Origin of the sequence: Pseudomonas sp. LRF_L74 (assembly GCF_965644255.1) — a bacterium.
In the GTDB taxonomy this organism is placed as follows: domain Bacteria; phylum Pseudomonadota; class Gammaproteobacteria; order Pseudomonadales; family Pseudomonadaceae; genus Aquipseudomonas.
On the sequence record NZ_CBFFRH010000003.1, the window covers coordinates 566,059 to 592,805 of the forward strand.

Consider the following 26,747-nt stretch of genomic DNA (forward strand, 5'->3'; position numbering starts at 1 on the left):
ACACCATGACTGCCGACAGCCTCAGCCCCGCCGCCGAACGTATCGCCCTGCTGGCCCTCGATCAGTTCGCCGAACACGGCTACGACGCCGCTTCGCTGAACGATATCGCCGTGCTCGCCGGGATCAGGAAAGCCTCGCTGTACGCCCACTTCGATGGCAAGGACGCGCTGTACCAGGTGACCCTCGAACTCGCCCTGCAAGCCGAGCGTGCCTACGTGGCCGAGCACTTCGCGGGCAGCGGCAACGCAGGCTTCGCCGGCGAACCCTACCTCGATGGACTGAGCGAGCGCTTTCGCGGCAACAGCTCATTGCGCTTTCTCCTGCGTGCCGCCTTCTATCCGCCGGAGCCACTCAGGCAGGTCGTGATCGACGGCTTCGAACGCTACCTGGGGGAACTGCGCGCGCGCTTCCTCGATGCCCTGAACGTCAGCCATCCGCCTCCCTCGACGAGCGTCGGCGAATTGCTCGCGGAAACCTACATGGCAGCGATCGACAGCCTGCATGTCGACCTGACCTATGGCAACGCAGAGGCCTACGAGCGGCGCCTGTCGGCCCTGCGGCGGATTATCCCGGCCATCGACCTCGACGCGTTACGGCCATGAACGCGCCGTTTACCTGACACTCAGTAAGTCGCGCGGCCGCCACTCAGGTCGAAGACGAAACCCGTGGTGAAACTGCATTCCGGACCGGCGATCCAGGTCACCATGTTGGCGATTTCATCGATCTGCAGGAACCGCCCCATGGGGATCTTGGCCTTGCTCGCGGCGATGTGCTCGGGCGTCATCTCGGCCATCAGGCCGGTCTCGACCATGGCCGGGGCGATGCAGTTGAGCAGCACCCCGTCCTGGGCCAGCTCCTTGGCCGCCGCCTTGGTGAAGGCGATCACCCCGGCCTTGGCCGCCGAGTAGCCCGAGATGTATTGCACACCGTCCTTGCCGGCCATGGAGGCGACGTTGACGATGCGCCCGTAGCCCTGCTCGCGCATGTGCGGGATCGCCGTGCGGCAGCAATAGAACACGCTGTTCAAATCCACCGCCAGCACCTGCTCCCAGGCCTCGGGCGGGTATTCCCAGCACGGCACGACCGGACCATTGATGCCGGCGTTGTTCACCAGAATCTGTACCTGGCCGAATGCCTCGAGCACTTCGCCGAACGCCTTCTCCACCGACACGAGCCGGGCGACATTGACCGCCTGGCGCAGCGCCGGCTCGAAGCCGGCACTGGCGCTGTCCCAGTCATCCACCGCCAGGTCCCAGATGACGATGCGCGCGCCGGCGGCATGCAGGCGCCTGGCGATACCCAGGCCGATGCCGCGCATGCCGCCGGTGATGATGGCCACCTGGCCTTCGAGGGAGTTGCTCATGTACGGATTCCTTGGGTCAGTCGGAGAAACCGAACAGGCGACGCGGGGTTTCCCACATCACCTGCCGGCGAACGGCGGCGTCCGGCAGCAGACGCTCGGCCAGCTTCAGCAGCGGGCCGTAGTCGACCCGCTCGGCCTGGCGGATGAAGGGCCAGTCCGAGCCCCAGATGCAGCGCTGCGCACCGAAGGCATCGAGCAGGGCCTGGACGTAGGGACCGGCCTGTTCGTCGAGCAGGTCAGGTTCGGCGAACTTCTGCATGCCCGACAGCTTGACCCAGGCGCGGCCGTTGTCGGCCAGGCGCAGCAATGCCTGGAAGCCTGACTGGCCCAGGCCCTGCTCGACCACAGGCCGGCCACAATGATCGATCAGCAGTGCTCCCGGGAGCGGTCCCAACAAGTCGAGCAGGTCGGGTAACTGGTCGCCCTGCACCTGTACCTGGGCGAACATCTCCAGTTCGGCGAGACGGGCGAGCAAAGGCAGCGCATCGGCCATCGCTGCCACACCCGCCAGCGCCGGGTTGAATGCGACACCGACCACGCCTTGGGCCTTGAGCGCGGCCAGCTTGTCCAGCGTGATCGCGTGGTCGACCACGGCAATGCCTTTGAAGCGCCGGCCACCGGTGGCCAAGGCGTGCAACAGGCAGGCGTTGTCGGTGCCATACCCACTGTTGGGACCGACCAGCAACGCATGTTCGACACCATAGGCGTCCATCACCCGCTGGAACTGCGGCTGAGTCGCGACCTCCTGGCCGCTGGGTGAATAGATTGCATCGCTGCGGTAGGGAAAGCGCTGCGGGTCGAACAGGTGGTTGTGGCAGTCGATCTTCGGCTCGTCGAATATGCTCATGCGGTTGGCTTCCATTGAAGAGTCGAGCCCGAATGGGGCTGCTTTGGGGCAGGGGCAGACATCCTGCAAGCGCCCGGTCTACCGTCAATCGTCATTCCCGCGAAGGCGGGAATCCAGAAAAACCGGGGTATTTGGATTCCCGCCTTCGCGGGAATGGCGGTGAACCGAAACGTCCGCTCCCGCCTCGCTCCAACCAAGGTCCCTGCCATTTGGTATCGTGTCGCCCACCTTATGTCAGGCCGGGCGGATGCGCTCATGCCTGGATGGCGAACACCATAACCCCAGGTTAAGCATGCCCAGGCCCGACTCCGCCCACTGGATCTTCAAGCTGCGCCACATGGAAACATTCCGCGCGGTGATGCTCACCGGCTCGGTGAGCGCCGCGGCGAAGATGCTCTACGTGTCGCAACCCGCGGTGAGCAAACTGCTGCAGTACATCGAGAGCCGTCTTGGCTACCGCCTGTTCGAACGCATCAACAATCGCCTGGTGCCGACCACCGAAGCGCAGACGCTGTACCGCGAGGTGGAGCGCGTGTACCAGGCGGCCCAGGCGGTCAACGAATGCGCCCTGGCCCTGGCGGCCCAACCCGGCAAGCAACTGCGCGTGTGCTGCAGCGCCTCGCTGTCGACCGTGCTGATGCCGTTCGCCCTCGCCGCGCTCAAGCGCGACATGCCCGGCCTGAACATCCAGTGGCAGGCCAGCCTGATCAGCGACATGCCGATGCAACTGCTGTGCAGGCAGGTCGACCTGGCCGTGGCCGCCCTGCCGGTGCCCCACGAACACCTGAACTCGCTGCCGTTCATGCGTGGCCGGATGGTTGCCGTGCTGCCGCCCGGGCACCCGCTGGCCACCGGCGAGGCCCTGAGCCTGGCGGACCTGAGCGGACAACCGCTGGTGCTGTTCCGCCCGGACATGATCTTCGGCCAGTTGCTGGCCGGGCATTTCCAGCGCCACGGGCTGGCTTACGAGTCGCAGTTGGACTTCACCAATGCCGTGGAAGGCGTGGCCCTGGTCAAGCAAGGCATGGGCCTGAGCATCATCGACGAATTCGTCGCCGAGGAAAGCGGCCTGTGTGTAGTACCGCTGGCCGACGACATCACCTTCGACATCTGCTTCGTCCACTCGCGCTTCGAAGCGCTTTCCGCCCCCGCGCTGCATATGATGCATGTGCTGTTCGACAAGGCGCGGCGCCTGGGGCGCCTGATCGAGGGCTGCGAATTGCCGGCGCTCTGAACCCCACCACAGGCCAGCCTGATTACAGCCGCGACTGTCTCGTCATAACATCCATGTACCCATTCGCCGCGGATCGTCCCGCCCAGGAAGGAGCCAACGATGCCCCAGCACGATCACGATCATGACCACGCCGGCCACTCGCATGACGATCACGACCATGCCGGGCACAGCCACGCGCCGAAGGTGACGAGCAGCAACGCCAGGCGCATCCGCCTGGTGTTCATCATCACCGCCGCCTATGCGCTGGTCCAGGCGGTCGGGGGCTGGATGGCCGGCTCGTTGGCGCTGATCGCCGACTCCGGCCATATGATTTCCGACTCGGCCGCCCTGTTCCTGGCCCTGATCGCCTACCGCATCGCGGCCCGCGAGCCCGATGCGCGTCGCACCTATGGCTTCGAGCGCGTGCGGGTCCTGGCGGCGCTGGCCAATGGTTCGGTGCTGCTGTTGCTCACCGCGTGGATCGTCTGGGAAGCCATCGCGCGCTTTCGCCAGCCGGTCGAGGTAATGGCCGGGCCGATGCTGGTGGTCGCGGTGATCGGCCTGCTGGTCAATATCGTCGGCGCGCTGGTGCTGAACGCAGGCAACAAGGGCGACAGCAACCTGCGTGGGGCCCTGCTCCACGTCATCGGCGATCTGCTGGGTTCGGTGGGCGCGATTGCCGCGGCAATTGGCATCATGTTCACCGGCTGGACCATTCTCGACCCGATCCTCTCGGTGATCGTCGCCCTGCTGGTGGTGCGCTCGGCCTGGCGCCTGGTCAGCGACTCGATCCAGGTGCTGCTGCAAGCCACGCCGACGGGCATCGATGCCCGCCGCGCCGAGGAAGAACTGCAAACGCTACCTGGCGTCGCCGAAGCCGGCCACCTGCATGCCTGGACCCTGACCGACGATGCCAGCGTCGCCACCGTGCATGTCACCCCAGAAGCCGGGGTCGATCCGCTGACCCTGCCCGAGCAAGTCGGCGAACACCTGCGCCAGCGTTATGGCCTGACCCACGTCACCGTGCAGGTGGACCCGCCAGGCAGCCTGCAGCAGCATTGATTGCCCACGCAGGCGCGCGAAACAAGGCGGCGCTTTAGGATCGCGGGCAACCCGCACCGGCAAAGTACGGACTAAACCTCCTCGTCCCGGCGATGAACCCACTGGTACAACGCCGGCAGCACCAGCAAGGTCAACGCGGTGGACGAGAGGATGCCACCGATCACCACGGTCGCCAGCGGCCGTTGCACTTCCGCTCCGGTGCCCGTGGCCAGGGCCATCGGCACGAAGCCGAGCGATGCCACCAGTGCGGTCATCAACACCGGGCGCAAACGTGTCAGCGCGCCCTCGGTGATCGCCTGATGCAGGGAGCGCCCGTCTTCACGCAAATTGCGGATGAACGCGATCATCACCAGGCCGTTGAGCACCGCCACCCCCGACAAGGCGATGAAACCGACGCCCGCCGAGATCGACAACGGGATATCGCGCAACCACAGCGCCAGCACGCCGCCAGTCAGGGCGAAGGGAATACCGGTGAACACCACCAGGCCGTCCTTGAGGTTGTTGAACATCATGAACAGCAGGGCCATGACCAGCAGCAAGGCCACCGGCACGACGATCTGCAAACGCGCCGCCGCCGACTGCAGTTGCTCGAAGGTGCCGCCCCAACGGGTCCAGTAGCCGGCCGGCAGCGGGACGCTCTCCAGCCGCCGGGCGGCTTCCTCGACGAAGGAGCCGATATCGCGACCGCGTACGTTGGCACTGACGATCACCAGGCGCTTGCCGTTCTCGCGGCTGATCTGGTTCGGGCCGAGGACCAGGTCCAGGCTGGCCACCTCCGCCAGGGTGATGAAGGCGATCTGCTCGCCCGCGTTGCCAGGCCGTGGCGGTACGGGAATCAACAGGCGCGACAAACCGTCGATATCGGTGCGCAAACGATCGGACAGGCGCACCACCATGTCGAAGCGCCGGTCGCCCTCGAACAAAGTACCGGCCTTCTGCCCGCCCACGGCGACGGCGACCGTGTCCTGCACATCGCCGACATTCAGGCCGTAGCGCGCGGCCTTTTCCCGGTCGATGTCGATGGTCAGCACCGGCAAGCCAGAGGTTTGCTCGACCTTGACCTCCGAGGCGCCCTGGATGCCCTCCAGCGCTTCGGAAATCTCCGTGGCGGTCTTGTTCAGCACGTCCATGTCATCGCCGAACACCTTCACCGCGACATCGCTGCGCACCCCGGAAATCAGCTCGTTGAAACGCAGCTGGATCGGCTGCGACAACTCATAGTTACTACCCGGCACCGTGGCGCTGATGCGTTGCAGATCGGCGATCAGTTGTTCGCGCGACTTGCCCGGATCAGGCCACTGTTCCCTGGGCTTGAGCATCACATAGGCGTCGGAAATGTTCGGCGGCATCGGGTCGGCGGCGATTTCCGCGGTGCCGGTACGGGCGAACACCCGTTCGATCTCCGGCATCTTCTCGACCAGGGTTTTCTCCAGCAGCGCCTGCATCTCCACCGACTGCGTCAGGCTGGTGCCCGGCACACGCAGCGCCTGCAAGGCAAAGTCGCCCTCGCTCAGGCTGGGCACGAACTCGCTGCCCATGCGGCTGGCCAGAACGCCGGACAGCAGCACCAGCAGCGCCGCACCGGCGAACACCACGGCGCGATGGCCCATGACCCAGGCCAACACCGGCTCGTAGCCCTGCCGGGCCTTGCGCATGACCAGGTTTTCCTCCTCCTTGACCTTGCCGGTGATGAACAGCGCGATGGCCGCCGGGACGAAGGTCACCGACAGGATCATCGCCCCCAGCAGGGCGATCACCACGGTGAAGGCCATGGGGTGGAACATTTTCCCTTCCACCCCGGTGAGGGCAAAGATCGGCAGGTACACGACCATGATGATCAACTGGCCGAAGATCAGCGCCCGCCGCGCTTCCTTCGAGGCGGCGAAGACTTCGTGCAGGCGTTCGCTGCGGGTCAGCATGCGCCCGTGCTTGTGCTGGGCGTGGGCCAGGCGGCGAATGGCGTTCTCGACGATCACCACCGCGCCGTCGACGATGATGCCGAAGTCCAGGGCACCGAGGCTCATCAGGTTGGCGCTGACCTTGTTGCCGAACATGCCGGTGAAGGTGAACAGCATCGACAGCGGGATGACCAGGGCGGTGATGATCGCCGCACGGATATTGCCGAGGAACAGGAACAGTACCGCGATCACCAGCACCGCGCCCTCGATCAGGTTCTTCTTGACCGTGGCGATGGCCTTGTCCACCAGGTTGGTGCGGTCGTACACCGGGATCGCCACCACGCCCTTGGGCAGCGAACGGTTGACCTCTTGCAGCCTGGCGGCGACAGCCTGGGACACGTTGCGGCTGTTCTCGCCGATCAGCATGAACACAGTGCCCAGGACCACTTCGCGGCCGTTCTCGGTCGCCGCGCCGGAGCGCAGCTCGCGACCGATCTGCACCTCGGCGATATCGCGCACGCGGATCGAGGTGCCGTCGACATTGGCCACGACGATGGCGGCGATGTCCTCGGCACCAGCGACCTGCCCCGGCGCGCGGACCAGCAACTGCTCGCCGTTGCGCTCGATATAGCCGGCGCCGACGTTGGCGTTGTTGCGTTCCAGGGCGACCAGCAGATCGGCCAGGGTCAGCTTGTAGGCGGCCAGGCGCTTGGGGTCCGGGGCGATCTGGAATTCCTTGGCGAAGCCGCCGATGGTGTTGATCTCGGCGACGCCAGGCACGTTGCGCAGTTGCGGCTTGACGATCCAGTCCTGGATCACCCGCAGGTCGGTCGGCGTGTAGGGCGTGCCGTCGTCCTTGAGCGCGTCCTCCTCGGCCTCGACGGTCCACAGGAAGATCTCGCCGAGGCCGGTGGAAATCGGCCCCATGGCCGCCTCGGCGCCTGGCGGTAGCTGCTCGCGGGCCAGTTGCAGGCGCTCGTTGACCAGTTGCCGGGCGAAGAAGATATCGGTGCCATCCTCGAAAATCACCGTGACCTGGGAAAAGCCCGAGCGCGACAGCGAGCGGGTCTGCTTGAGCTGGGGCAGGCCGGCCATCGCGGTTTCGATGGGAAAGGTCACCCGCTGCTCGGTTTCCAGCGGCGAAAAGCCGGCGGCGGCGGTGCTGATCTGCACCTGTACGTTGGTGATGTCGGGGACGGCGTCGATCGGCAGTTTCTGGTAGCTGGCGATGCCGGCACCCGCCATCGCAAGAACCATCAACAGCACGACGATGCGCTGCTCGATGGCGAACTGAATGAGGCGTTCGAACATGGTCGGAATCTCGTCGCGGGGCGATCAGTGGGCGTGGTCGGCAGAACCCTTGCCGAGTTCGGACTTGAGGACGAAGCTGCCCTGGGTGACGACTTCAGCGCCGGCATCCAGGCCCTGTCTGATCTCGACGAAACCATCGCTGGTCCCGCCCAGTACAACGGGCTGGGCCAGGAAGCCATGCTCGACGCGGACGAACACCGTGGGCTTTTCCTCGACCGTCTGGATCGCCGTGGCCGGCACGCTGACGCTCACCTGATGGGATGAGGTGGTGAGCTCGATGCTGACGAACAACCCCGGCCGCCAGGCGCCCTCGGGATTGTTCAGTACCGCGCGGGCGGTGGCCGTGCGCGTCTGTTCGCCAAGCAGGTTGCCGATGTAGGCCACGCTGCCGCTGACCTCGGTCTGCAGATCAGGGGAAACCACCTTGACCGGCTTGCCCACGCGCACCACCGCGAGGTCTTTCGGCGCGATGCTGAAGGTGGCCCAGACGCGGCTCAGGTCCGACAGGGTGAAAGCGTTGCTGGCGTCACTCACCACCTCACCCAGCACCAGATGCTTCTCCACCACCGTACCCGCGAACGGCGCACGCAGCTCATAGCGATTGCCACTGGCGCGGCTACCCTCGCCAGCGATGGCCTTGAGTTTCTGGCTGGCGTTGGCCTGGGTGATCTCGGCCTCGTGCATGGCCTGGCGCGCCTGCAGGTAATCCTGCTCGGCCGAGATGCCCTCCTTCCACAGCTTCTCTTCACGCCGGTAGGTGGTCCTGACCAGATCGAGGCGACGGTTCGCGGCGGCCAGCTCGCTGCGCAGCTCGGACACCTGTTGGCTGGCGATGACGGCCAGCAATTGGCCCTGCTTCACCTGCTGGCCCAGGTTGACCTCGACACTTTCCACCACACCCGGTGTGCGTGGTACGACGTGGGCGGTGCGGTCTTCATCGAAACGGATCTCGCCAGGCAGCGACAAGCGCGTGCCGATCGCCCCGGGGCCAGCCTTGGCCAGTTGGATGCCAGCGGTGCGAATCTGCTCGTCGCTCAGTTCGATCAGGCCTTCCTGCTCCTCATGGTCGCCATGGCCTTTTTCCTCCCCATGCCCGTCTTCGTCGCCATGGCCGTGCTCCTCGTGGCCATGGCCAGCCTCCTCGGCGACCGCCGGCGGATAGCCTGCGGCAAAGGAGGCGAAGCCCACCACCAGCGCCATGACAAGTGCCGATTTCCTGCTCATAAGTACTCCTGAAACGATGTAATCACTGAGGGGCATGGGCGAAAACCGAGAGGTCGCCATAAATGCGTTCGAGGCGGACCCAGGAGTCGGTGGCCGCAGCCAGGGCCTGGATCAATTGCAGGCGCGCCTGGATCAGCGTGCGCTGGGCATCCAGCACATCGAGGAAGGCGAACTTGCCCATTTCGAAGCCCCGGGCGGTACTGTCCACGGCGTTCTGCGCAGCGGGCAGGACGCTGCCGCCGAGGACGTCGATCTCCACGCTGGCGGCGTCCCATTGCGCCACGGCGTCCTCGACCAGCCCCTGCAGGCGCAGTTGCGCGGCGTTACGCTGATCACGGGCCTGATCGGCACGGCGTGCGGCGGCGAGGATATTTCCTTGATTGCGGTTGAACAGCGGTATCGGCATCGACAGGCCGACGACATTCACCCGCTCCTTGTCTTCCGAGCTGTACTGGCTGCCCAGGGTCACGTTCAGGTCGGGAATGCGCTGGGTCTTCTCCAGTTCGAACGAGGCCTCCTGCCGGTCGACGACAAGGCGCGCCAGGCGCAGGTCGGCGCTGTCGGCCAGCGCACCTCTCAAGCGCTCGGGCCCGGGCATGGCGGGCAACGCCGTGGCCTCACCGAGCGCCCGCAGCCGGGCCGACGGATCGCTGCCCAACACCACCTGCAACCGCGACTGCCCGGCGACCAGCGCCGAACGCGCCCGCCGCAGCTCCAGGCGAACCTCGGACAACTGCACCCTGGCGCGGGTCTGTTCGATGGGCGAAACCTTGCCCGCCCTGACCCGCCCTTCGGCAATCGTCACACCCCGCTCGGCCAGCGCCAGCGACTGCTCGGCCAGCTCGGCGCGCATCTGCGCCTGCAACACGCCATGGAATGCCTGGATCACCTCGGCACGCAGCTGATTGCGGGCACGTTCCAGCTCGACGGCGGCCGCATCCGAGCCACGCTCGGCCACGGCGATCCGCGCGCCGCGCTTGCCGCCCAGCTCGATGGGCTGGGTGATCTGCAGCGTGCTGGTGCGCGTGTCGCTACGGGTATCCTCGACCTCCCACGACAGCTCGGGGTTGGGCAGCAAGCCAGCCTGGGTGCGCTCGCCCTGGGCAATCGCAATCGACCAGCCAGCGGCGGCGAGGTCGGGATTGTTGCGCTCGGCCTGGGCCAAGGCCTCGGCCAGCGTCACCCCGCTGGACGCTGCGCCCGCCTGTCCGGATAGCGCGAGCGCGCCAATGACGAATAGGCCGCAGCGCAGCAGGCCGTTCATGAATGCTGTGCTCAAGAGATTCTCCCGCGTCGGTTGTCCACAGCCCGCGTGAACGCCGACCATGCTCGGGAGCGCAATCTAGTGAGTGCCGCCTATCGTCAGGGTGACTGGAACATTACAAATCCGTAATCCAGCCGTTGCGCGACGAGCCCTGTATTAACATCCGCAGCGTTTCCGCCAAGTGTGAGTGGCCGAATTGAGGCAATTGCGGACATTCGTTATTCCTCCGTCATTCCCGCGAAGGCGGGAACCCAGAAAACACAAAGCATTTGGGTTCCCGCCTTCGCGGGTAATGACGGCTAAATACACCGAGTAATAACGGTCATCGCACGAACGTCCGCTCCTGCCCTCTTAGCTGCCGGTAAAAATCAGCGTGAAACGTCAACAGCCCCAGTAGCCCGCCAGTCAACCTTGAGGTCATCGAAACCATGCGCATCCTGATCATCGAGGACGAGCCGAAAACCGCCGAATACCTGCAACAAGGGCTGAACGAAAGCGGCTATGTCACCGATATCGCCAACACCGGCATCGACGGCCTGCATCTGGCCAGGCAACACGCCTATGACCTGGTGATCCTGGATGTGAACCTGCCACAGATGGACGGCTGGGACGTGCTGGCCGGCATTCGTCGCGTCAGCACCACGCGGGTGATGATGCTCAGCGCGCGCGGCCGCCTGGCGGACAAGGTCAAGGGGCTGGACCTGGGCGCCGACGACTACCTGGTCAAACCCTTCGAATTTCCCGAGCTGCTGGCACGGGTCCGCTCCCTGCTGCGCCGTACCGACCAGGCGAGCACCCCGGAGGTGCTCAAGGTCGCCGATCTGGAACTCGACCCCGGCCGGCACCGGGCCTTTCGCGGCGAGCAGCGCATCGACCTGACCACCAAGGAATTCGCCCTCCTGCACCTGCTGATGCGCCGCAGCGGCGAGGTACTGTCGCGCACGCAAATCATCTCGCTGGTCTGGGACATGAATTTCGATTGCGACACCAACGTCGTCGAAGTCTCGATCCGCCGCCTGCGGGCGAAGATCGACGACCCCTTCGAGGACAAACTGATCCACACCTTGCGTGGCGTCGGCTACGTACTGGAACAACGCCCATGAAACCGGGCAGCCTGTCGCTGCGCCTGGGGCTTTCCGTGGTGCTGATGGGCGCGGTCCTGGTCCTGCTGCTGGCGCTGCTGGCGTACTTCGCCCTGACGCATGAACTGTCTTCGCTGGCCAAATCCAGCCTGCAAGGCAAGTTCGAACAGATCGAACACCGCCTCGCCGAGGACGCCATCAAGACCGCCGACCTCGGCCAAGAGCCGCACAGCCTGCTCGATCTGGTGCTCGGCCACGACAACCTGAAACTGGCGATCTACAGCCTCGACGGCAGCTTGCTGCTCGCCAGCTCGCGCGCCGAGCGGCCCGACCGGCAATGGCTGCCCATCGGCGACCAGCATTATCGCGAGCGCCTGGATACCTCCGGGCACAACAACCTGATCGTCGAGAAAAAAGTACGCCTGAGCGACGGCCAGCAAGTCGTCATCCAGCTGGCCATCGACCGCACCCTGGACGAGGCGCTGCTCAGCGCCTACCTGCGCACCACCCTCAGCGCCCTGCCGATCCTGTTGCTGCTGATCGGCGCGGGCGCCTGGTGGATCGTCCAGCGCGGCCTGCTGCCGCTGCAGCAGTTCCGTACGATCGTGTCGCGGGTGACCACCCACGACCTGACCCATCGCATCGCCGACGACCGCCTGCCCCAGGAACTCAAGGAGCTGGCGCATGGCATCAACGTCATGCTGCATCGCCTGGACGATGGCGTGCGCCAGCTCTCGCAGTTCTCCGATGACCTGGCCCACGAACTGCGCTCGCCCATCACCAACCTGATGGGCAAGGCCCAGGTCACGCTGTCCAGGGAACGCGACAGCGAGGCCTACAAGAGCGCGCTGGAAAGCTGCGCCGAAGAGTTGGAGCGGCTCAATCGCATCGTCTCGGACATGCTCTTCCTGGCCCAGGTCAGCCAGCCGCAATCGTTGGTGGCATTCGAGCGGGTCAGCCTGGAAGATGAAGTGCAACGGGTCGTCGACCTGTTCAGCATCAGCGCCGAAGAGCGGCAGATCAGCATCAGTTGCACCGGCAGCGGCACCGCCCTGGGCGACCGGCTGATGATCCAGCGGGCGCTGTCCAACCTGCTGTCGAACGCGATCCGCCACAGCCCGCCAGGCAGCACGGTGTCATTGAGCATCGACAAACGGATCGACACCATCAGCCTGTCGGTGCGCAACGCTGGAACCGGCATCCCGGCCGAACACCTGCCGCACCTGTTCGAACGCTTCTACCGCGTCGACTCGGCGCGCTCTCGCGCCGAAGGCGGCACCGGTCTTGGCCTGTCCATCGTGCAGTCGATCATGACCTTGCATCACGGCAGCGTCGAAGCGACCTCCACACCCGGCGACAGCACGGTATTTCGCCTGGTGTTTCCACGCTAGCCGCTGTTTCAACCTGAATGATTAGCCGCCGTTCGGAAAAAAGGCGCCCACCAGGGGCGCCGGAGGATTCACCCCTTCCAAGGAGCATTGATGCTTCGAAGGTGAATGGTGCTTTCGGCCGCTCTGCGCAGCCGCCAGCAGGCGCACTGTAAGGCGGCGCAAATAACGGGACCGTGAGCCACCGATTACAAATCCGTCATGTATGCACATGACGCCCTTGATCGGGCGCCATGCACTGCGCCTGCCGCGAGGCTCAGCCCTTGCCGGTGATGCCGTATTTCTCCAGATGCGCGCCCAGCAGGTCGGCGTAGTCGTTCTCCCGCGAAGACTGCTCGCTCTGCTGGATCGCGATCATGACGAACGTCACCCCAGCCGCCAGCACACCGGCGCCCGCCGCGGCGAAACCGAGGCTGCCGGCGATGATCGGGACGGTGCTCCCCGCAAGCCCCGCCAGGCCCAATCCCCCTTCGACAGTTGCCGCGAGTCCCGCGAGCGCCCCCAGGCCGCTGCTGGTGATCGTCAACCCGCCGCCCAGCTTGTCGCCCGTGCGGATCGCCTTGACCCCATCGATGATGCCCAGCACGCCACCGGCGATCCCGGCGACACCGCCGCCGATCTTGGCGTAGTTCTCGATCCTGGCGAGGTTCTTCGCCACATCGGGCTTGAACTCGATACGGGTGCCGTTGGCATTCACCGCGCTTTCGACATTCTTGATGAACTGCCCGTAGCCTTTCGCACCGCCCTCGGTCAATACCGCGGTGGTCTGGATCGAGCTGATGGCGATGTCGGCGGCGGCCCTCGGCGTCATGTTCGCCCCGGCGGCCACGCCCTTGGAGATGGTCAGGCCGGCGAGGAACAGGCCGCTGACGGCATGCATGACGCCCCTGTCACTCAGGTTCTTCAAGGCACCCTCGGTCAGCCATTCCGCCTTGGTGCCGACCTTGGTGCCCTGGCGCATCATGTCCCACGATCCGCGCATGGCGGTGAGGAACTGGTCACGGGTCATCTGCGTGCCGGCTTCGGTCACCAGCAGCTCGGGGGTGTCCTCCTTGACCTGCTCGAAGATGGCGAGAACCTTTTCCTCGTCGAGCTTGTCGCTGCCATTCTCGCCATAGGCTTTTTTCAGGTCGTCGAAGGTCAGTTCGTTTTCCAGGACCTCCGAGGTCTTGTCCGCCACCAGCTCACTGAGCGTGTCGTCATATTGAGCGGTGACATCGGCGGGCAGCGTCGCGTTGAACAGCGCCACTTCCATGCTGAAGGCGCTCAGCGCCTCCTCCGGCTTGCTCTTTTCCATCAGTTGGTCGAGGCGCTTGCCCGTAACGATTTCATCCTTGTAGTAGTTCTCCAGGTCCTTGCCGATCTTGCTCTTGCCCACGGCATCCTGAATGCCCTTGGTATCCTCGACGCCAAGCGCGGCCTGAGAGGAGGTGGCGAGGTTGTAGAACTCGATCAACGCCTCGGTCTTGGTGGCGCCCTCTTTCTTGGAGTTCTTCTCCCAGATGCTGTCCAGCGCCTTGCCGCTGAGAATGTCGTCCTTGTAGGTTTTCTCCAGACTTTCCTTCATGCCAGGAATATTGCCGACCAGACTCTTCATCGAGTTGGCGCCGGCCTCTTCGAGGTACTTGATGACCTCGCTATCGCCAGCCAACTGGTCGATGTGCGACTGGATGTCCTGCATCAGCGCCTGCGGGTCGTCGCCAACGCCGGCGCGATCCTTGAGTTTCTTGACGATGTGGTCTTCCTTCCACATGCCCGAGCTCTCGCCCATCATCACCAGGGCATAGGCCTCCTGCAGGTCCTGTACCACCGCCGCTTTCTCCTTGGCCGAGTAGCGGTCCGGGTTGTCGAAGATTTCCGGGCCGATCTTCGCGGTATCCACGCCATCGACCGAACTGCCCTGGCTGGCGCGAGCGAGGAATTGCAAGGCCGAGGTTGCATCCTTTGGCGCTTCCTTGCCGATCCAGTTGCCGATGTCTTCCTTGGTCAGCAGGCCGTCCGAGGCATAGCGCATCTTGTCGACGCTGGTCTCGAGCAACTCGAAGGCGCCCGGGTTGCTCCAGAAGTCGATAGCTTCCTTGACCTCGTCGGGCAGGTCGGGATTCTGCTCCTTGAATTTCTGCAGGTCGCTCACCCGGAGGAACTGGCCGGCATCGGTCGCATCGCGGATCGCATCGAAGTTCTCATGCAGGGTCGCGGCGTATTCGGCAATTTTCAGTGACGCGGCATCGGCATCCGGGTTGTTCTTCTCGAAGTCCTGGTACTTGCCGGAGGTGTGCTCCAGTGCCGAGAAACCGTATTTGCCGAAGTCCTGCAGGCGTCCGGCCTCGCTGCCGTTCTGTGCTTCGCCACTGCTGGTGAAGCCATCGATCTTGCCGTTGCCGGTCTTGCCGCCCTCGTTGTTGTAGCGGCCGCTGTTGGAGAAATTCTCGATGTACTCCAGCACCTGCACGGCGCGATAGGCGGCATCGGCGTCATTGTCGAAATCGCCGACCCGGTCCTTGAGCATGTCGCGCGTACCGCTCTGGTTGTTCAGATCGCGCAGCAGCGGCGAGTCCTCCTTGATCTCGCTGGCCGAGCGCTGGTCATCCTCGGGGCGCTGCCACTTGATGCCGAGTTTCTCGGCATCCTCACGGGCCTGCTGGTCGTTGCCGGCCTTGGAGCGGTCGGCAATCTTGCCCTTCAGACTGTCGAAACCATTCTTGCCGAAGTCCTGCAGGCGAGCGGCCTCGGTGTTCTCCCTGGCCTCGCCGCTGCTGCTGAAGCCATCGATCCTGCCATCGCCCGCGGACTTGCCGACGATCGACTTGCCTTCACCATCGAAGCGTTGCACATGCTCGATCACCTGGGCCGCGCGGTAGGCGGCGTCGGCGTCCTTCTCGAAATCGCCGACCTGGTCCTTGAGCAGGTCCCTGACCCCACTGTCGTTCTTCAGCTCCTTCAGCGCCGGGGTCTGGTTGATGATCTCGCTGGCGGTACGTCCGTCACCCTCCGGCCGCTCCCAGACGATGCCCTTGGCCTCGGCCTTGGCCCGCGCCTCTTTGTCTTCGCCGACGCTCGAACGGTCTTTCAGATTGCCGTTGAGGTGCTCGAAACCGTACTTGCCGAAGTCCTTCAGGCGCCCGGCCTCGGTGCCGTGCCTGGCCTGGCCGCTATCGGTGAATCCGTCGACCTTGTCGTTACCGACATCCTTGCCGACCAGCGATTTGCCCTCGCCATCGAAACGCTCGATATGCTCCAGCACCTGGACCGCGCGATAGGCGGCATCGGCGTCCTTCTCGAAATCACCGACCCGCTCCTTGAGCATGTCCTTCACGTCTTCGTCGTTGGTCAGCTCCTTGAGGAGCGGATTCTCTTCGAGGATTTCGTCCACGCGACGGGTATCGCCCTGCGGCCGTTCCCAGTCGATCCCCAGTTTCTCGGCCTGCTCCCGGGCCTTCTTCTCGTCGGCGACGGGCTCGCCCTTTTCGCCCTCGCGCGATTCCAGCTTGCCCTTCAAGGCGCCGAAACCATTCTTGCCGAAGTCCTGCAGACGACCGGCCTCGCTATCGGGACGTGCCTCGTTGTCCGGGGTGAAATCATCGATCTTGCCGTTGTCGGCCTTGTCACCGGACTGCTTCTTGCCCTTGCTGTCGAAGGTCTCGATGTGCTCCAGCACCTGGGCGGCGCGCCAGGCGGCGTCGGCGTCTTTCTCGTAATCGCCGACGCGGTCCTTGAGCATGTCCTTGACCCCGCTCTGGTTGCCCAGGTCGCGCAGTACCGGGGTGTCCTGGATGATCTCGCGGGCGCGGCGTTCGTCGCCGTCGAGGCGCTCCCAGGTGATGCCCAGGGCCTCGGCCTGCTTGCGCGCCTCGCTGTCCTTGCCGACCGCGTCGCGATCGACCAGCTTGCCTTCGAGGCTGTCGAAACCGTGCTTGCCGAAGTCCTGCAGGCGCCCGGCCTCGCTGTCGTGCTGCGCCTCGTTGCCCTTGAAGCCGTCGATCTTGCCGTTATCGACACTGTTGCCAGCGATGACCTTGCCGTCGCGATCGAGCCGCTCGATGTGTTCGAGCACCTGCACCGCGCGGTAGGCGGCGTCGGCATCCTTCTCGTAATCGCCGACCTGGTCCTTGAGCATGTCCTTCACGCCGCTCTGGTTTTCCAGGTCCTTGAGCAGTGGATTGTCCTTGAGGATGTCATCGGCCGAGCGCTTGTCGCCTTGCGGACGCTCCCACTCGATGCCTTTTTCCTCGGCCTTCTTGCGTGCATCGGCGTCGTTCTTCGGCGCGTCGGTATCGGCCAGCTTGCCATTCAGGCTCTTGAAGCCGTTCTTGCCGAAATCCTGCAAACGCCTCGCCTCGGATTTGCCGGTGGCCTCTTCGTCCTTGAAACCGTCGATCTTGTCGTTGCCGACATCCTTGCCGACTATCGACTGGCCGCCGCTGTCGAAGCGCTCGATATGTTCCAGCACCTGGGCGGCGCGGTAGGCGGCGTCGGCGTCGTGCTCGTAGTCGCCGACGCGGTCCTTGAGCATGTCCTTGACGCCACTCTGGTTGCCGAGACCGGCGAGCAGCGGATTCTCTTCGATGATGTCCTGGGCGCTGCGCTCATCGCCCTCCGGGCGCTCCCACTTGATGCCCTTCTTCTCGGCCTCGGCCCTGGCTTCCTTGTCCTCGCCGACCTTGCTGCGGTCGACCAGCTTGCCGTTCAGGCTGTCGAAGCCATTCTTGCCGAAATCCTGCAGACGCCCCGCCTCGGTGTTGTGCCTGGCCTCGTCGCTGCTGGTGAAGCCGTCGATCTTGCCGTTGCCTGCGTCCTTGCCGACGATGGCCTTGCCTTCGCCATCGAAACGCTGCACGTGTTCGATCACCTGGGCGGCCCGGTAGGCGGCATCGGCGTCATTCTTGTAGTCGCCGACCTGGTCCTTGAGCAGGCTTTCGATGTCCTTCTTGCCCTCGATATCCTTCAGCGCCGGGGTGTCGTCGATAATGTCCTTGGCCGAGCGCTTGTCGTTCTCCGCGCGCTGCCACTTGATGCCCTTGTCCTCGGCCGCCTCGCGGGTCTTCGGGTCCTTGTAGGCAGCGGTGCGCTTGCCCAAGTCGCCCTTCAGGCTATCGAAACCGTACTTGCCGAAATCCTTCAGGCGCCCGGCCTCGGTGCCATGCTTGACGTCGCCGTTGGGCGTCACGCCGTCGATCCGCTCATTGCCGACGGTCGTGCCCGAGAGGGCCTTGCCATCGGCATCGAAGCGCTCGATGTGCTCCAGCACCTGGACCGCGCGGAACGCCGCATCGGCATCGTGTTCGTAATCGCCGACTCGCTCCTTCAGTGAATCGCGCAAGCCTTCCTGGTTGCCGAGATCGCTGAGTAGCTTGGAATTTTCGAGGATATATTTCGCCGAGCGGTTATCACCGTCGGGACGCTCCCAGACGATGCCCAGTTTTTCCGCCTGTTCCCGCGCGCTTTCATATTGCTTGTCCGTGTTCTGGAAAAGTTCATTGGACAGGCCATCGGATGAATCCTGTTCGATCCAGTCCTGCAAGTCGCTCTTACTCACTTTGCCGTCGACGTCGCCGCCATCGGCGAATGTATCGAGACGCTTGAAAGCGTCCTCCTGGGACCAGAATGCCAAGGCCTCATTCAATGCCGAGTCGGAACTTCTATAGTCCCGGATTTCGTCCAGCGTCAGGTAATCGCCCCTGACGTTTATCTTGTCGAAGTTATCGAGAATCCGATTGTCATAGTCATCCGAGGTCTTCTCGTTGCCACTGAACTGGAAGAACGTATCCGGGATGTCCTTGCCGGCATCGCCCTTGACCCATGACTTGAGATCGTTCTTGCTCACATCACCGTCGCTGTCGCCGCCGTGCTTGGAGGTATCGAGGCGCTTGAACACGTCTTCCTGGGACCAGAATGACAGTGCATCGCTGAGTTCCGGATCGAGATCGGAGTGAGACTTCTTGTACTCGACAAGATCATCGCGGGTTATGTACTTATGGTCGCCTTTGATCGTGTCGTAGTTATCGAGAATCGTATTGGCGTATTCGTTCGCGCGATTCTGCTTTTCTTCGGCGCTGAGTTTATTGTCCTGCTTGTCATCGCCGGAACCGCTATCGGACTTCTGCTTGGCAACAAGAACAGTGTTATTCCAGATGGCCTCGATAGTGGATAATCCAAGTTCGCTTTCAACGGCAGTGTTTTCTTTGGCAGTGACCTTCCCCATGCGAGTACCCGTCCATTCAAGATAAAATTAACTGCTTGAATTTATTCAAGTACTTTTAGGTGAAGCCTTTATTACGCTCTTATGAAACTTACCGGGCTCATGTCAGGGTTAAGCGGCAAATGGCCAGCCCCGAGTAGGCTCACCCCATCTCACTCAGCGAGGCGACCACACGCAGTGCCAACCCCTCGTAGGCTCCCAGTTCGATATCGAATTCGCCGCCCGGCCCCATATCGCCAAGCAGGCGCTCGTTGATGATATCGACCACCGCCCCGGCCATGACGCCTTGCAACTGGATGGTTTCCCGCAGCGGCTCAGCACCGAAGTTCAACACAGTCAGTTGCATGCCGCGCCCAGCCGGCAGCTCGTGGACCATCACCAGCAAGGCCGGATGACGGGTTTCCAGAATGTCGATCTGGCGGCAGGCGGCAATGCCATAGGAACGGCGCACGGCCAGGATGCGCTTGAGTTGCGAAGCGAATGAATCGGGATCCTGCGACTGCTGGAGCAGGCTGCCGTAGAGCATCCTGGCCTTGGGGATACCTTGCGCCGAAGCTGCCGCGTCAGGGTCCAGATCGACCAGATCGTAGGCGCCGCGATGAATCCAGCGGGTATCCCCGTCCGCCGTCAGCTCCGCCACCTGTTCCGGCGCCAGCGGCAGCGCACCCACCAGATCCCAGCCGGACACCGCAAGCACGCCGGGCTGCAGCGCATTGAACATCACCAGCAACATGTGCAGCTTGCGAATCCGCGCCACCGCCGCCTCGTCGATCTGTTGCAGGTCGCGGATACCCAGCGCGGCCGTGATGATGCTGACCGTGGTACAGGACACGCCATTGGTGACGAACTTCAGGTTGTAGGGCGCGGCCTCTCCCGACAGGCGCTCATACATTTCCGCGCGAATGCGCTCACGCAGGATCGCGCCGGGCAGGCTCTGACCTTCGTAGTGATAGGTGTCGTTGGCATGCAGGGTCCAGAAGTGCACCAGTTCGAGGGTCAGTTCGTCGTGATTCTGCAAGGCATGGATCAGTGACGCCGGGTCGATGCCAAAGGCATGCATCTGCCGCAGCATCAAACGCAGGAACTCGACCTTGCCAGTCAACAGCGCGTGCTGGTACGCCGGGCGTGTGATGAAGTCATAAGACAGGTCGGCGCCGCCCTTGGACATCGACGCGATGTCATCGAGGGTCAGGTTCAGTTCCTGGAAACTGAAGCCGCCGGCCTTGCGTACCATGCCGGCGATCAACTGGTTGCCGGTCAGCGACAGCGGGTGACTCTCGGACCAGGCGCTGCCCTGGGAACGCCGCTCGACACCGAGGAAACCATTGGCATCCAGGCGCAACCCCCTGGCACCCAGCACATCGATACAGTGCAGCGCATCGCCGATGACCAGCCGCTGGGCGGCGAAAGTTGGATCGAGCCAGTTCAGCGAGGGCTGGCCCTCCTTGAAGTAATGCAGATAGACCCAGCGCCGGGCCTTGCCATCCACTCCCACTACCGGTGGCGTGGCACTCCAGTCGGTTTCCTTGATACCGGGCTCGAAGAAGATCACCCGCTGCAACTGGCCGACGATGTAATGGCGCTCACGCAGCCCATCGACCACCTCGGGCAACAGGTTCACGGCATCGCGACCGGCAGGCACATCAGGCAACAGTGCCCAGTCCTCTTCGGCGATCTCGACCATGTGATAAAGGCCGGGGTATTCCTCGTAGGCCATTTCCGCCAGGCGAAAATCCGCGCCCTTGCCGGTGTGCGAAGGAATGATGTCGTCGATGGTCACTGCGTTATGCACCGCGGCGATGCGACTCAGGCGCACCAATTCGTCCTCGCTGCCGTATTGCGGGTCAATGCGCAGGCTGGCCCGGTCGAAATTGCCATCGACACTCGGCGTGTATTCGCGCCCTTCGAGGCCGCCACCCAGCTTCAGCGGCCCGGTGTGAATCCCCTGGATACCGATGTCGGACAGCACGGACCAGAGTTCCTCCGTTGCCAGGGCGCCGAGCACGCTGCGTTCTTCGCCGGTGATGATCGAAGCGGGGTAGACCGTGATCCAGGCCGAGGCAATCGAAGTCACGCTACGCGGTCGCGCCTCCGCATACGGCTGCTGCCAGAGCCGACCGAAACCCGAGTACTGCTTCGTTCGTTTCATCACGGTCGCGAGCATCGACTCCTCGACCAGCCAGCTTATGTATTGCGGATCAGGCACAGGCATGCGGCAGCCCTCCAATAAAGGTTTGGCCTTCAACTTCAGAGTGCGGCTACGGAGGGGCGTTCAGGTGGAAAGCGATGACTCGATGGCAGGCAGCCTGCCACTCAGTTAGGTTGCTCGAACGAAGCGGGTTGCTCCTGGTTCTGGGAATCATGCGGCCGCCCCCTGGCCTGCTGTTCGCGGTTGGCCTGGACGGCCTGCTGACCCTCGGTGGTCCTGATCCAGTCCTCGTCGTTGCCTTCCAGCGCCCTGCTGGGGGTCGGCTGGACGCGCAACGGCGTGCCAAACAGCATGTGCTCGCCATGCTGTACAACCTGCGTCACAACCGGCTTTGCCTGCGGCTCGAACAATACCCAGGCCAATGCCGAGCCGATCCCGAGCCCGCCGAGCACACCCCAGTTGCAGAGCTTTTTCATGCGTTGCCGATCATCCGTTGCGTCCATTTTCATCCTGCCTCCTTGCGATGGGCGTTCCTTCCCCATCCCGCTTGTCCATTCCGCTGCTGGTCGATGCTGACACCCGTAGGGCATACGCCTGGCTGGCGAAGATATTCGGCATTCATCTTACGCCCATCAGCCAATGCACAGCCGAAGAAATTCCGGCCTATTTCATGCCAATCGTCCATTCTGGCAGCACCGCACAACAACGGGGCCAACCTGCCCCATATCGTGCATGCGGCAGCGAAAACGCTACAAATCGGCACCGCCCAGCAAATCGGTTGATCAACAAGCAATTCGACGTTATCCAGCAGCAACTTCTGCGCCAAGGCGATTCTGAGCGCCTGATCGACCTCGGAGAAGCTTCTCTACCGCAATGCCAGAGGTATGCGCTCATGTGCAGGATGCGCTAAAGCTCGGTCCGATTGCCGACTTTCGACACTTCTTCGACACTTGGCAGGTCGCATAAAGCAAAAGCCCCCGAAACTCCAGGAGTTTCAGGGGCTTATGCTTGCTGTATGGCGGGAAGATAGGGATTTGAACCCTAGGTGCCATTGCTGACACAACGGATTTCGAATCCGTCCCGTTCGGCCACTCCGGCATCTTCCCAAGCGGGGCGCATAATACCAGCTCATGCGCACTTGGCGAAGCCTATCGCGAGATTTTTTTCACGTGCATTCAAATGCTTGCGAAAAAGCCCGGCGCCGACTCAGTTGGTCAGGCGGGTCAGGCGGGTCAGGGCTTCACGGTATTTGTCAGCAGTCTTCTGCGCTACGTCGGCAGGCACTGCCGGTGCCGGAGGCTGTTTGTTCCAGCCGGTGGATTCCAGCCAGTCGCGCACGAACTGCTTGTCGAAGCTCGGCGGATTGCTGCCTTCGGCGTAGCTGTCGGCCGGCCAGAAGCGGCTGGAATCAGGGGTCAGCGCTTCGTCCATCAGGGTCAGGGTGCCGTCCTCGTCGAGACCGAATTCGAACTTGGTGTCGGCGATGATGATGCCGCGGGTGGCGGCGTATTCGACGGCGGCGCTGTACAGGGCTATGGCGGTATCGCGGACCTTGGCGGCCAGTTCCTTGCCGATGATCGCTTCGCACTGCTCGAAGGAGATGTTTTCGTCGTGGTCACCCACCGCCGCCTTGGTCGACGGGGTGAAGATCGGCTGCGGCAGCTTGGCCGCTTCTTTCAGGCCAGCCGGCAACTGGATACCGCAGACGGTGCCGCTCTTCTGGTATTCCTTCCAGCCCGAACCGACGATGTAGCCACGCACGATAGCCTCGACGGCCACCGGCTTGAGGCGCCTGGCGACCACTGCGCGGCCCTCGACCAGCGGCAGTTCGTCAGCCGATACCACATCCTCGACCTTGTCTCCGCTGAAGTGGTTGGGCACCACGCCTGCCAACTTGTCGAACCAGAAGTTGGAGATAGCGGTGAGTATCTTGCCCTTCTCCGGGATCGGCTCGTTGAGGATGACGTCGAACGCCGACAACCGATCGGTCGCGACCATCAGCATGCGCTTGTCGTCGATTTCGTAGAGGTCACGGACTTTGCCCGAATAGATTTTCTTCAGGCTCAGGGTCTTGGAAGTGGTCATGGGAAATTCCGCCTTTATCAAACGAAACAGGCGAAACCCCGGGGTTTCGCCTGTCGATCAGCCTTGCAGCAAACGCCTGGTCAACCGAGGTTTTCCTGGATCAGCGACAGTACGCGACGCACCACATCTTCCGGTGCAACGGTATTGGCGTCCTTCTCCACGGAGACTTCCACGTCGCCACTGGCGCTGCTGGTCAGGCGCACCTGGTAACGCTCGGCGCGCGCTTCGAGCTCTTCCTTGCTCGGCTCACTGCCGAACAGGCGCCCGAAGAAGCCAGGCTTGTCGCCGTCCTTGCTCGCGCCTTCCGCCAGGTTGACGTAGTAGATACCGGCACTGCGGTTGATGTCGTCGATACGCAGGTTGGCCGTCTCCAGGGCGCGACCGACACTGGACCAGGCCCGGTCGAAGTCGGTACTCAGGTGCAGCACCTGGTTGCCATTGCCGTCACGGGCCAGGGTCACGCGGTTCGGTGCGTCGTAGTCACGCGCGGCCAGCAGGGATACCGAGCCGTGTTCGGAACTGCTGCTCAGGTCGGCGAGCATGCCGTCGAGCAGGGACGCCTCGAGGCCGGCGTTGCCGACGCGAGCCGGGAAGGCCACGTCGTTGGTGCTGTCGGCAGGACGCTCGACGGTGACGATGAAGACTTCGCTGGTGCCGCGCACCACGCCCGGTTCGATGCGCACATGCACACGGGCCTGGTTGTCTTCCTTGCTCAGCAGGCTGCCGACACGACGCGCCATGGACGGCGCGAGGTCCTTGGCGGCTTGCCATTCGGTACTGAATTCGCCAGTCTGCGGGCGCTCGTCGACGACACGGTAGCCGCTGTTGACGAAGTACTCGCGAGCCACCGGCCAGACTTCCGCCGGAGTACGATGGGCGACCAGCCAGCGCGAATCACCGCTTTTCTGCAGGCTGAAGTCGTTCGGCGCGTCGTCGACCTGAATGGCCTGCGGACGTGGCACTTCGAACTTCTCGGGGGTCTCGGTACTGTCGGCGACGTTGCTCGGAATCGGCAGCAGCGGGTCGATACGCTTGACGTCGGTGCCAGGCGGGATCTGCATGGCGGCCGTCTGGCGTGCGTCGAGATAATCGGTACCACGGTCACGGAAGTAACCTTCTGGTCCCCAGAGCCAGCTGCAACCGCTGGTGCTGGAGATGATGACGGCAAGGGCGGAGAGTCCGGCCAATCGCTTCATGCGTAATGCTTCCTCGTTCAAGCCAGTACACCGGATTGGCGCATGGCCTGGCGCAGCGGCTCATGGCAACGCGCGCTGAGCCAGGTCAGGGGCAGACGGATGCCGTCAGGCATCAGGCCCATTTCGTTCAGAGCCCATTTGACCGGAATCGGGTTGGACTCAAGGAACAGGTTCTTGTGCAGCGGCATCAGGCGGTCATTGATCGCCCGGGCCTTTTCGGTTTCCCCGGCCATCGCGGCGGCGCACAACTCGGCCATCGCACGCGGCGCGACGTTGGCGGTCACCGAGATGTTGCCCTTGCCGCCCAGCAGCATCAGTTCGGCGGCGGTCGGATCATCGCCGGAATACAGCAGGAAGTCGCTGCCACTGACGCGGTCGAGGATTTCCTGGGCACGTTTCAGATCGCCGGTGGCTTCCTTGATGCCAATGATGTTCGGCACCTTGGACAGGCGCTCGACGGTCTCGGCCAGCATGTCACAAGCGGTACGGCCAGGCACGTTGTAGAGGATCTGCGGGATTGCCACGGCTTCGGCGATGTGGCGGAAGTGCTGATACAGGCCTTCCTGGGTCGGCTTGTTGTAGTACGGCGTCACCAGCAGGCAGGCATCGGCGCCGACGCTCTGGGCGTTGCGAGTCAGCTCGACGGCTTCACGCGTGCTATTGGCACCGGTACCGGCGATGACCGGTATACGACCATTGACCTGATCGACGACACGGCGGATGACCTCGACATGCTCATGCACGTCCAGGGTGGCCGACTCGCCCGTGGTGCCGACGGCGACGATGGCGCTGGTACCTTCCTGCAGGTGGAAGTCCACCAGCTTGCTCAGGCTGTCCCAGTCCAGACCGCCTTGTGCGTCCATGGGCGTGACAAGTGCCACCATACTGCCCGAAATCATGCCACCGCTCCTGCCGGAAAAAAGAGAGCGTAATGGTACTGGCGCCACCTGGGTTGCACAAGCGAGGGACAATACCCTCCGATGACCCGACGGCATTCCCCTTGGAGGCGCTTTTCGCTACCCTTCGCTATCTTTCCGGCAGTACGTGCCGCCGGCATCTCATCGTTTTAGGAATGCTGCATGTCCACCCCTCAGGTTCGCGAACAATTCCTCGTCATCAGTGCCCTGGGCGCCAACCCCATGGAGCTCACCAGCGTGCTGTGCCGGGCCAGCCAGGAGAACCGCTGCGCGATCGTCAGTACGCGGCTGACCCGGCATGGCGAATACAGCGCCCTGATCCTCCAGGTCAGCGGCAGCTGGGATGCCCTCGCTCGCCTCGAAGCCGCGGTCCCTGGCCTGGCCAAGCGCCACGAGTTCAGCGCCAACATGACCCGCAGCGGCATCCAGGAAAGCCGCCCTCAGGCCCTGCCCTACGTGGCCTACGTCAGTTGCGCCTATCGTCCGGACATCCTCAATGAGCTGTGCCAGTTCTTCAGCAACAACAATGTCGAACTGGAAAACATCACCTGCGACACCTATCAGGCACCGCAGACCGGCGGCACGCTGCTCAACGCCACGATCACCGTCACCCTGCCGGCCGGCACACAGATCAGTTGGCTACGCGACCAGTTCCTCGATTTCGCCGACGCGCTCAACCTGGATGCCCTGATCGAACCCTGGCGCCCGCAGAATCCATAAAAAGGAAGCATCATGAGCGTGACCCTCGACCAACCAGTCGCCGATTTCACTGCCGAGGCCACCAGTGGCCAATCGATCAGCCTCGCCGCCCTGAAGGGGCGCCAGGTAGTGATCTACTTCTACCCGAAGGACAGCACACCGGGCTGCACCACCGAAGGCCAGGGCTTTCGTGACCAGCATGCGGCTTTCCTCGCTGCCAATACGCTGATCTACGGCGTCTCCCGCGACGGCCTGAAATCCCATGAGAACTTCAAGTGCAAGCAGGCCTTTCCGTTCGAATTGATCTCGGACAAGGATGAAAGCCTGTGCCAACTGTTCGACGTGATCAAACTGAAGAAGCTGTACGGCAAGGAATACCTGGGCATCGACCGCAGCACCTTCCTGATCGACAAGAATGGCGTGCTGCGCCAGGAATGGCGCGGGGTCAAGGTCCCCGGCCATGTCGACGCGGTGCTGGAAGCTGCACAGGCGCTGGACAAGGCCTGACGCCGTTCAGAGGCACGAAAGGCTGAACGTGCGATCAGCCTTCAGGCTCAAGCCTTGCGCAGCCAATAGCGAAACACCCCGCCGTCCTCTTCTTCCTGCAACAAGGTGTGCCCCGCCAGCTTGGCGAAAGCGCGAAAATCGCGCTGGGAACCCGCGTCGGTCGCGGTGACCTTGAGTACCTGGCCGCTGGCAAGCCTGTTCAGTTCGAGCTTGGCCTTGAGCAACGGCAGGGGGCAGTTCAGGCCGCTGGCATCAAGTTCGGCGGCGACCTCCGGATCATCACGCATCGTCTATCTCCACAGTGGCCGCGAAGCATACTGAAAGCTATCCAAGTCTGGCCAGC

19 protein-coding genes and 1 tRNA gene are annotated in these 26,747 nt (G+C 63.4%); 7 read left to right on the plus strand and 13 right to left on the minus strand.

Going from position 1 to position 26,747, the window contains the following annotated elements; genetic code table 11:
- Positions 1-5: 5 nt before the first annotated feature.
- On the plus strand, positions 6-602 hold the full coding sequence (locus ACSZPK_RS11220) for a TetR/AcrR family transcriptional regulator (protein ID WP_437881521.1): 597 nt from the start codon (positions 6-8) through the stop codon (positions 600-602).
- A 20-nt stretch (positions 603-622) separates the two neighbouring features.
- Here ACSZPK_RS11220 and ACSZPK_RS11225 read toward each other — a convergent pair whose 3' ends face one another.
- A complete protein-coding gene (locus ACSZPK_RS11225; protein WP_437881522.1) occupies positions 623-1,363 on the minus strand; it encodes an SDR family NAD(P)-dependent oxidoreductase in 741 nt (246 codons plus the stop codon).
- Positions 1,364-1,379: 16 nt separating this feature from the next.
- Positions 1,380-2,210, minus strand: a complete 831-nt coding sequence (locus tag ACSZPK_RS11230; RefSeq protein WP_437881523.1) for an amidohydrolase family protein — start codon at positions 2,208-2,210, stop codon at positions 1,380-1,382.
- Between the two features lie 292 nt (positions 2,211-2,502).
- On the opposite strand from ACSZPK_RS11230, the gene ACSZPK_RS11235 reads away from it, so the two are divergent.
- Together ACSZPK_RS11235 and ACSZPK_RS11240 are read left to right on the plus strand one after the other, a co-directional pair.
- Positions 2,503-3,444 (plus strand): LysR family transcriptional regulator, encoded by a 942-nt coding sequence (locus tag ACSZPK_RS11235; RefSeq protein ID WP_437881524.1) that lies wholly within the window; start codon positions 2,503-2,505, stop codon positions 3,442-3,444.
- 99 nt (positions 3,445-3,543) lie between these two features.
- Entirely contained in the window at positions 3,544-4,485 is a 942-nt protein-coding gene (locus tag ACSZPK_RS11240; RefSeq protein ID WP_437881525.1) for a cation diffusion facilitator family transporter, read from the plus strand.
- 71 nt (positions 4,486-4,556) lie between these two features.
- Here the strand turns inward: ACSZPK_RS11240 and ACSZPK_RS11245 are convergent, their stop codons facing one another.
- From ACSZPK_RS11245 to ACSZPK_RS11255, 3 genes are read right to left on the minus strand one after another with little or no spacing between them, the layout of a single operon-like run.
- Positions 4,557-7,694, minus strand: a complete 3,138-nt coding sequence (locus ACSZPK_RS11245) for a CusA/CzcA family heavy metal efflux RND transporter (protein WP_437881526.1) — start codon at positions 7,692-7,694, stop codon at positions 4,557-4,559.
- 24 nt (positions 7,695-7,718) lie between these two features.
- Complete coding sequence (locus ACSZPK_RS11250; RefSeq protein ID WP_437881527.1) at positions 7,719-8,918, minus strand: efflux RND transporter periplasmic adaptor subunit; 1,200 nt, start codon at positions 8,916-8,918, stop codon at positions 7,719-7,721.
- 22 nt (positions 8,919-8,940) lie between these two features.
- Positions 8,941-10,182 carry a TolC family protein gene (locus ACSZPK_RS11255; protein WP_437881583.1) on the minus strand — a complete coding sequence of 414 codons (1,242 nt, stop codon included), beginning with the start codon at positions 10,180-10,182 and terminating at the stop codon, positions 8,941-8,943.
- 428 nt (positions 10,183-10,610) lie between these two features.
- Here ACSZPK_RS11255 and ACSZPK_RS11260 point away from each other — a divergent pair, with 428 nt between their 5' ends.
- Both ACSZPK_RS11260 and ACSZPK_RS11265 read left to right on the plus strand, forming a co-directional pair.
- Complete coding sequence (locus tag ACSZPK_RS11260; RefSeq protein ID WP_437881528.1) at positions 10,611-11,285, plus strand: heavy metal response regulator transcription factor; 675 nt, start codon at positions 10,611-10,613, stop codon at positions 11,283-11,285.
- Positions 11,282-12,655, plus strand: coding sequence for a heavy metal sensor histidine kinase (locus ACSZPK_RS11265; protein WP_437881529.1), 1,374 nt, complete (start codon positions 11,282-11,284; stop codon positions 12,653-12,655). The genes ACSZPK_RS11260 and ACSZPK_RS11265 overlap by 4 nt, the downstream gene beginning before the upstream one ends.
- Before the next feature lie 253 nt (positions 12,656-12,908).
- On the opposite strand, the gene ACSZPK_RS11270 is transcribed toward ACSZPK_RS11265, so the two are convergent.
- The 7 genes from ACSZPK_RS11270 to dapA form a co-directional block, all read right to left on the minus strand.
- Positions 12,909-18,854: a type III effector HrpK domain-containing protein gene (locus ACSZPK_RS11270; protein WP_437881530.1), complete on the minus strand. Its 5,946-nt coding sequence runs from the start codon at positions 18,852-18,854 to the stop codon at positions 12,909-12,911.
- Between the two features lie 139 nt (positions 18,855-18,993).
- The gene (treS, locus tag ACSZPK_RS11275) at positions 18,994-21,063 is read right to left on the minus strand and encodes a maltose alpha-D-glucosyltransferase (RefSeq protein ID WP_437881531.1); all 2,070 of its coding nucleotides are present in this window, start codon (positions 21,061-21,063) and stop codon (positions 18,994-18,996) included.
- A 101-nt stretch (positions 21,064-21,164) separates the two neighbouring features.
- Positions 21,165-21,509 (minus strand): hypothetical protein, encoded by a 345-nt coding sequence (locus ACSZPK_RS11280; protein ID WP_437881532.1) that lies wholly within the window; start codon positions 21,507-21,509, stop codon positions 21,165-21,167.
- Positions 21,510-22,016: 507 nt separating this feature from the next.
- Positions 22,017-22,106 (minus strand) — tRNA-Ser (locus tag ACSZPK_RS11285).
- A 100-nt stretch (positions 22,107-22,206) separates the two neighbouring features.
- Positions 22,207-23,085, minus strand: a complete 879-nt coding sequence (locus tag ACSZPK_RS11290; protein ID WP_437881533.1) for a phosphoribosylaminoimidazolesuccinocarboxamide synthase — start codon at positions 23,083-23,085, stop codon at positions 22,207-22,209.
- Positions 23,086-23,165: 80 nt separating this feature from the next.
- Positions 23,166-24,281: an outer membrane protein assembly factor BamC gene (bamC, locus tag ACSZPK_RS11295; RefSeq protein ID WP_437881534.1), complete on the minus strand. Its 1,116-nt coding sequence runs from the start codon at positions 24,279-24,281 to the stop codon at positions 23,166-23,168.
- Positions 24,282-24,298: 17 nt separating this feature from the next.
- Positions 24,299-25,180 (minus strand): 4-hydroxy-tetrahydrodipicolinate synthase, encoded by an 882-nt coding sequence (dapA, locus tag ACSZPK_RS11300; RefSeq protein ID WP_437881535.1) that lies wholly within the window; start codon positions 25,178-25,180, stop codon positions 24,299-24,301.
- Positions 25,181-25,360: 180 nt separating this feature from the next.
- On the opposite strand from dapA, the gene ACSZPK_RS11305 reads away from it, so the two are divergent.
- Together ACSZPK_RS11305 and ACSZPK_RS11310 are read left to right on the plus strand one after the other, a co-directional pair.
- On the plus strand, positions 25,361-25,918 hold the full coding sequence (locus ACSZPK_RS11305) for a glycine cleavage system protein R (protein WP_437881536.1): 558 nt from the start codon (positions 25,361-25,363) through the stop codon (positions 25,916-25,918).
- A gap of 12 nt (positions 25,919-25,930) precedes the next feature.
- Entirely contained in the window at positions 25,931-26,404 is a 474-nt protein-coding gene (locus ACSZPK_RS11310) for a peroxiredoxin (protein WP_437881537.1), read from the plus strand.
- 47 nt (positions 26,405-26,451) lie between these two features.
- Here ACSZPK_RS11310 and ACSZPK_RS11315 read toward each other — a convergent pair whose 3' ends face one another.
- A complete protein-coding gene (locus ACSZPK_RS11315) occupies positions 26,452-26,691 on the minus strand; it encodes a sulfurtransferase TusA family protein (protein WP_437881538.1) in 240 nt (79 codons plus the stop codon).
- Positions 26,692-26,747: the final 56 nt, after the last annotated feature.

What these genes read in the sequence shown, in the direction of transcription:
- ACSZPK_RS11220 (WP_437881521.1), top strand. Translation starts at nt 6, where the DNA reads ATGACTGCCGACAGCCTCAGCCCCGCCGCCGAACGTATCGCCCTGCTG.
- ACSZPK_RS11225 (WP_437881522.1), bottom strand. Translation starts at nt 1,363, where the DNA reads ATGAGCAACTCCCTCGAAGGCCAGGTGGCCATCATCACCGGCGGCATG.
- ACSZPK_RS11230 (WP_437881523.1), bottom strand. Translation starts at nt 2,210, where the DNA reads ATGAGCATATTCGACGAGCCGAAGATCGACTGCCACAACCACCTGTTC.
- ACSZPK_RS11235 (WP_437881524.1), top strand. Translation starts at nt 2,503, where the DNA reads ATGCCCAGGCCCGACTCCGCCCACTGGATCTTCAAGCTGCGCCACATG.
- ACSZPK_RS11240 (WP_437881525.1), top strand. Translation starts at nt 3,544, where the DNA reads ATGCCCCAGCACGATCACGATCATGACCACGCCGGCCACTCGCATGAC.
- ACSZPK_RS11245 (WP_437881526.1), bottom strand. Translation starts at nt 7,694, where the DNA reads ATGTTCGAACGCCTCATTCAGTTCGCCATCGAGCAGCGCATCGTCGTG.
- ACSZPK_RS11250 (WP_437881527.1), bottom strand. Translation starts at nt 8,918, where the DNA reads ATGAGCAGGAAATCGGCACTTGTCATGGCGCTGGTGGTGGGCTTCGCC.
- ACSZPK_RS11255 (WP_437881583.1), bottom strand. Translation starts at nt 10,182, where the DNA reads ATGAACGGCCTGCTGCGCTGCGGCCTATTCGTCATTGGCGCGCTCGCG.
- ACSZPK_RS11260 (WP_437881528.1), top strand. Translation starts at nt 10,611, where the DNA reads ATGCGCATCCTGATCATCGAGGACGAGCCGAAAACCGCCGAATACCTG.
- ACSZPK_RS11265 (WP_437881529.1), top strand. Translation starts at nt 11,282, where the DNA reads ATGAAACCGGGCAGCCTGTCGCTGCGCCTGGGGCTTTCCGTGGTGCTG.
- ACSZPK_RS11270 (WP_437881530.1), bottom strand. Translation starts at nt 18,854, where the DNA reads ATGGGGAAGGTCACTGCCAAAGAAAACACTGCCGTTGAAAGCGAACTT.
- treS (WP_437881531.1), bottom strand. Translation starts at nt 21,063, where the DNA reads ATGCCTGTGCCTGATCCGCAATACATAAGCTGGCTGGTCGAGGAGTCG.
- ACSZPK_RS11280 (WP_437881532.1), bottom strand. Translation starts at nt 21,509, where the DNA reads ATGAAAATGGACGCAACGGATGATCGGCAACGCATGAAAAAGCTCTGC.
- ACSZPK_RS11290 (WP_437881533.1), bottom strand. Translation starts at nt 23,085, where the DNA reads ATGACCACTTCCAAGACCCTGAGCCTGAAGAAAATCTATTCGGGCAAA.
- bamC (WP_437881534.1), bottom strand. Translation starts at nt 24,281, where the DNA reads ATGAAGCGATTGGCCGGACTCTCCGCCCTTGCCGTCATCATCTCCAGC.
- dapA (WP_437881535.1), bottom strand. Translation starts at nt 25,180, where the DNA reads ATGATTTCGGGCAGTATGGTGGCACTTGTCACGCCCATGGACGCACAA.
- ACSZPK_RS11305 (WP_437881536.1), top strand. Translation starts at nt 25,361, where the DNA reads ATGTCCACCCCTCAGGTTCGCGAACAATTCCTCGTCATCAGTGCCCTG.
- ACSZPK_RS11310 (WP_437881537.1), top strand. Translation starts at nt 25,931, where the DNA reads ATGAGCGTGACCCTCGACCAACCAGTCGCCGATTTCACTGCCGAGGCC.
- ACSZPK_RS11315 (WP_437881538.1), bottom strand. Translation starts at nt 26,691, where the DNA reads ATGCGTGATGATCCGGAGGTCGCCGCCGAACTTGATGCCAGCGGCCTG.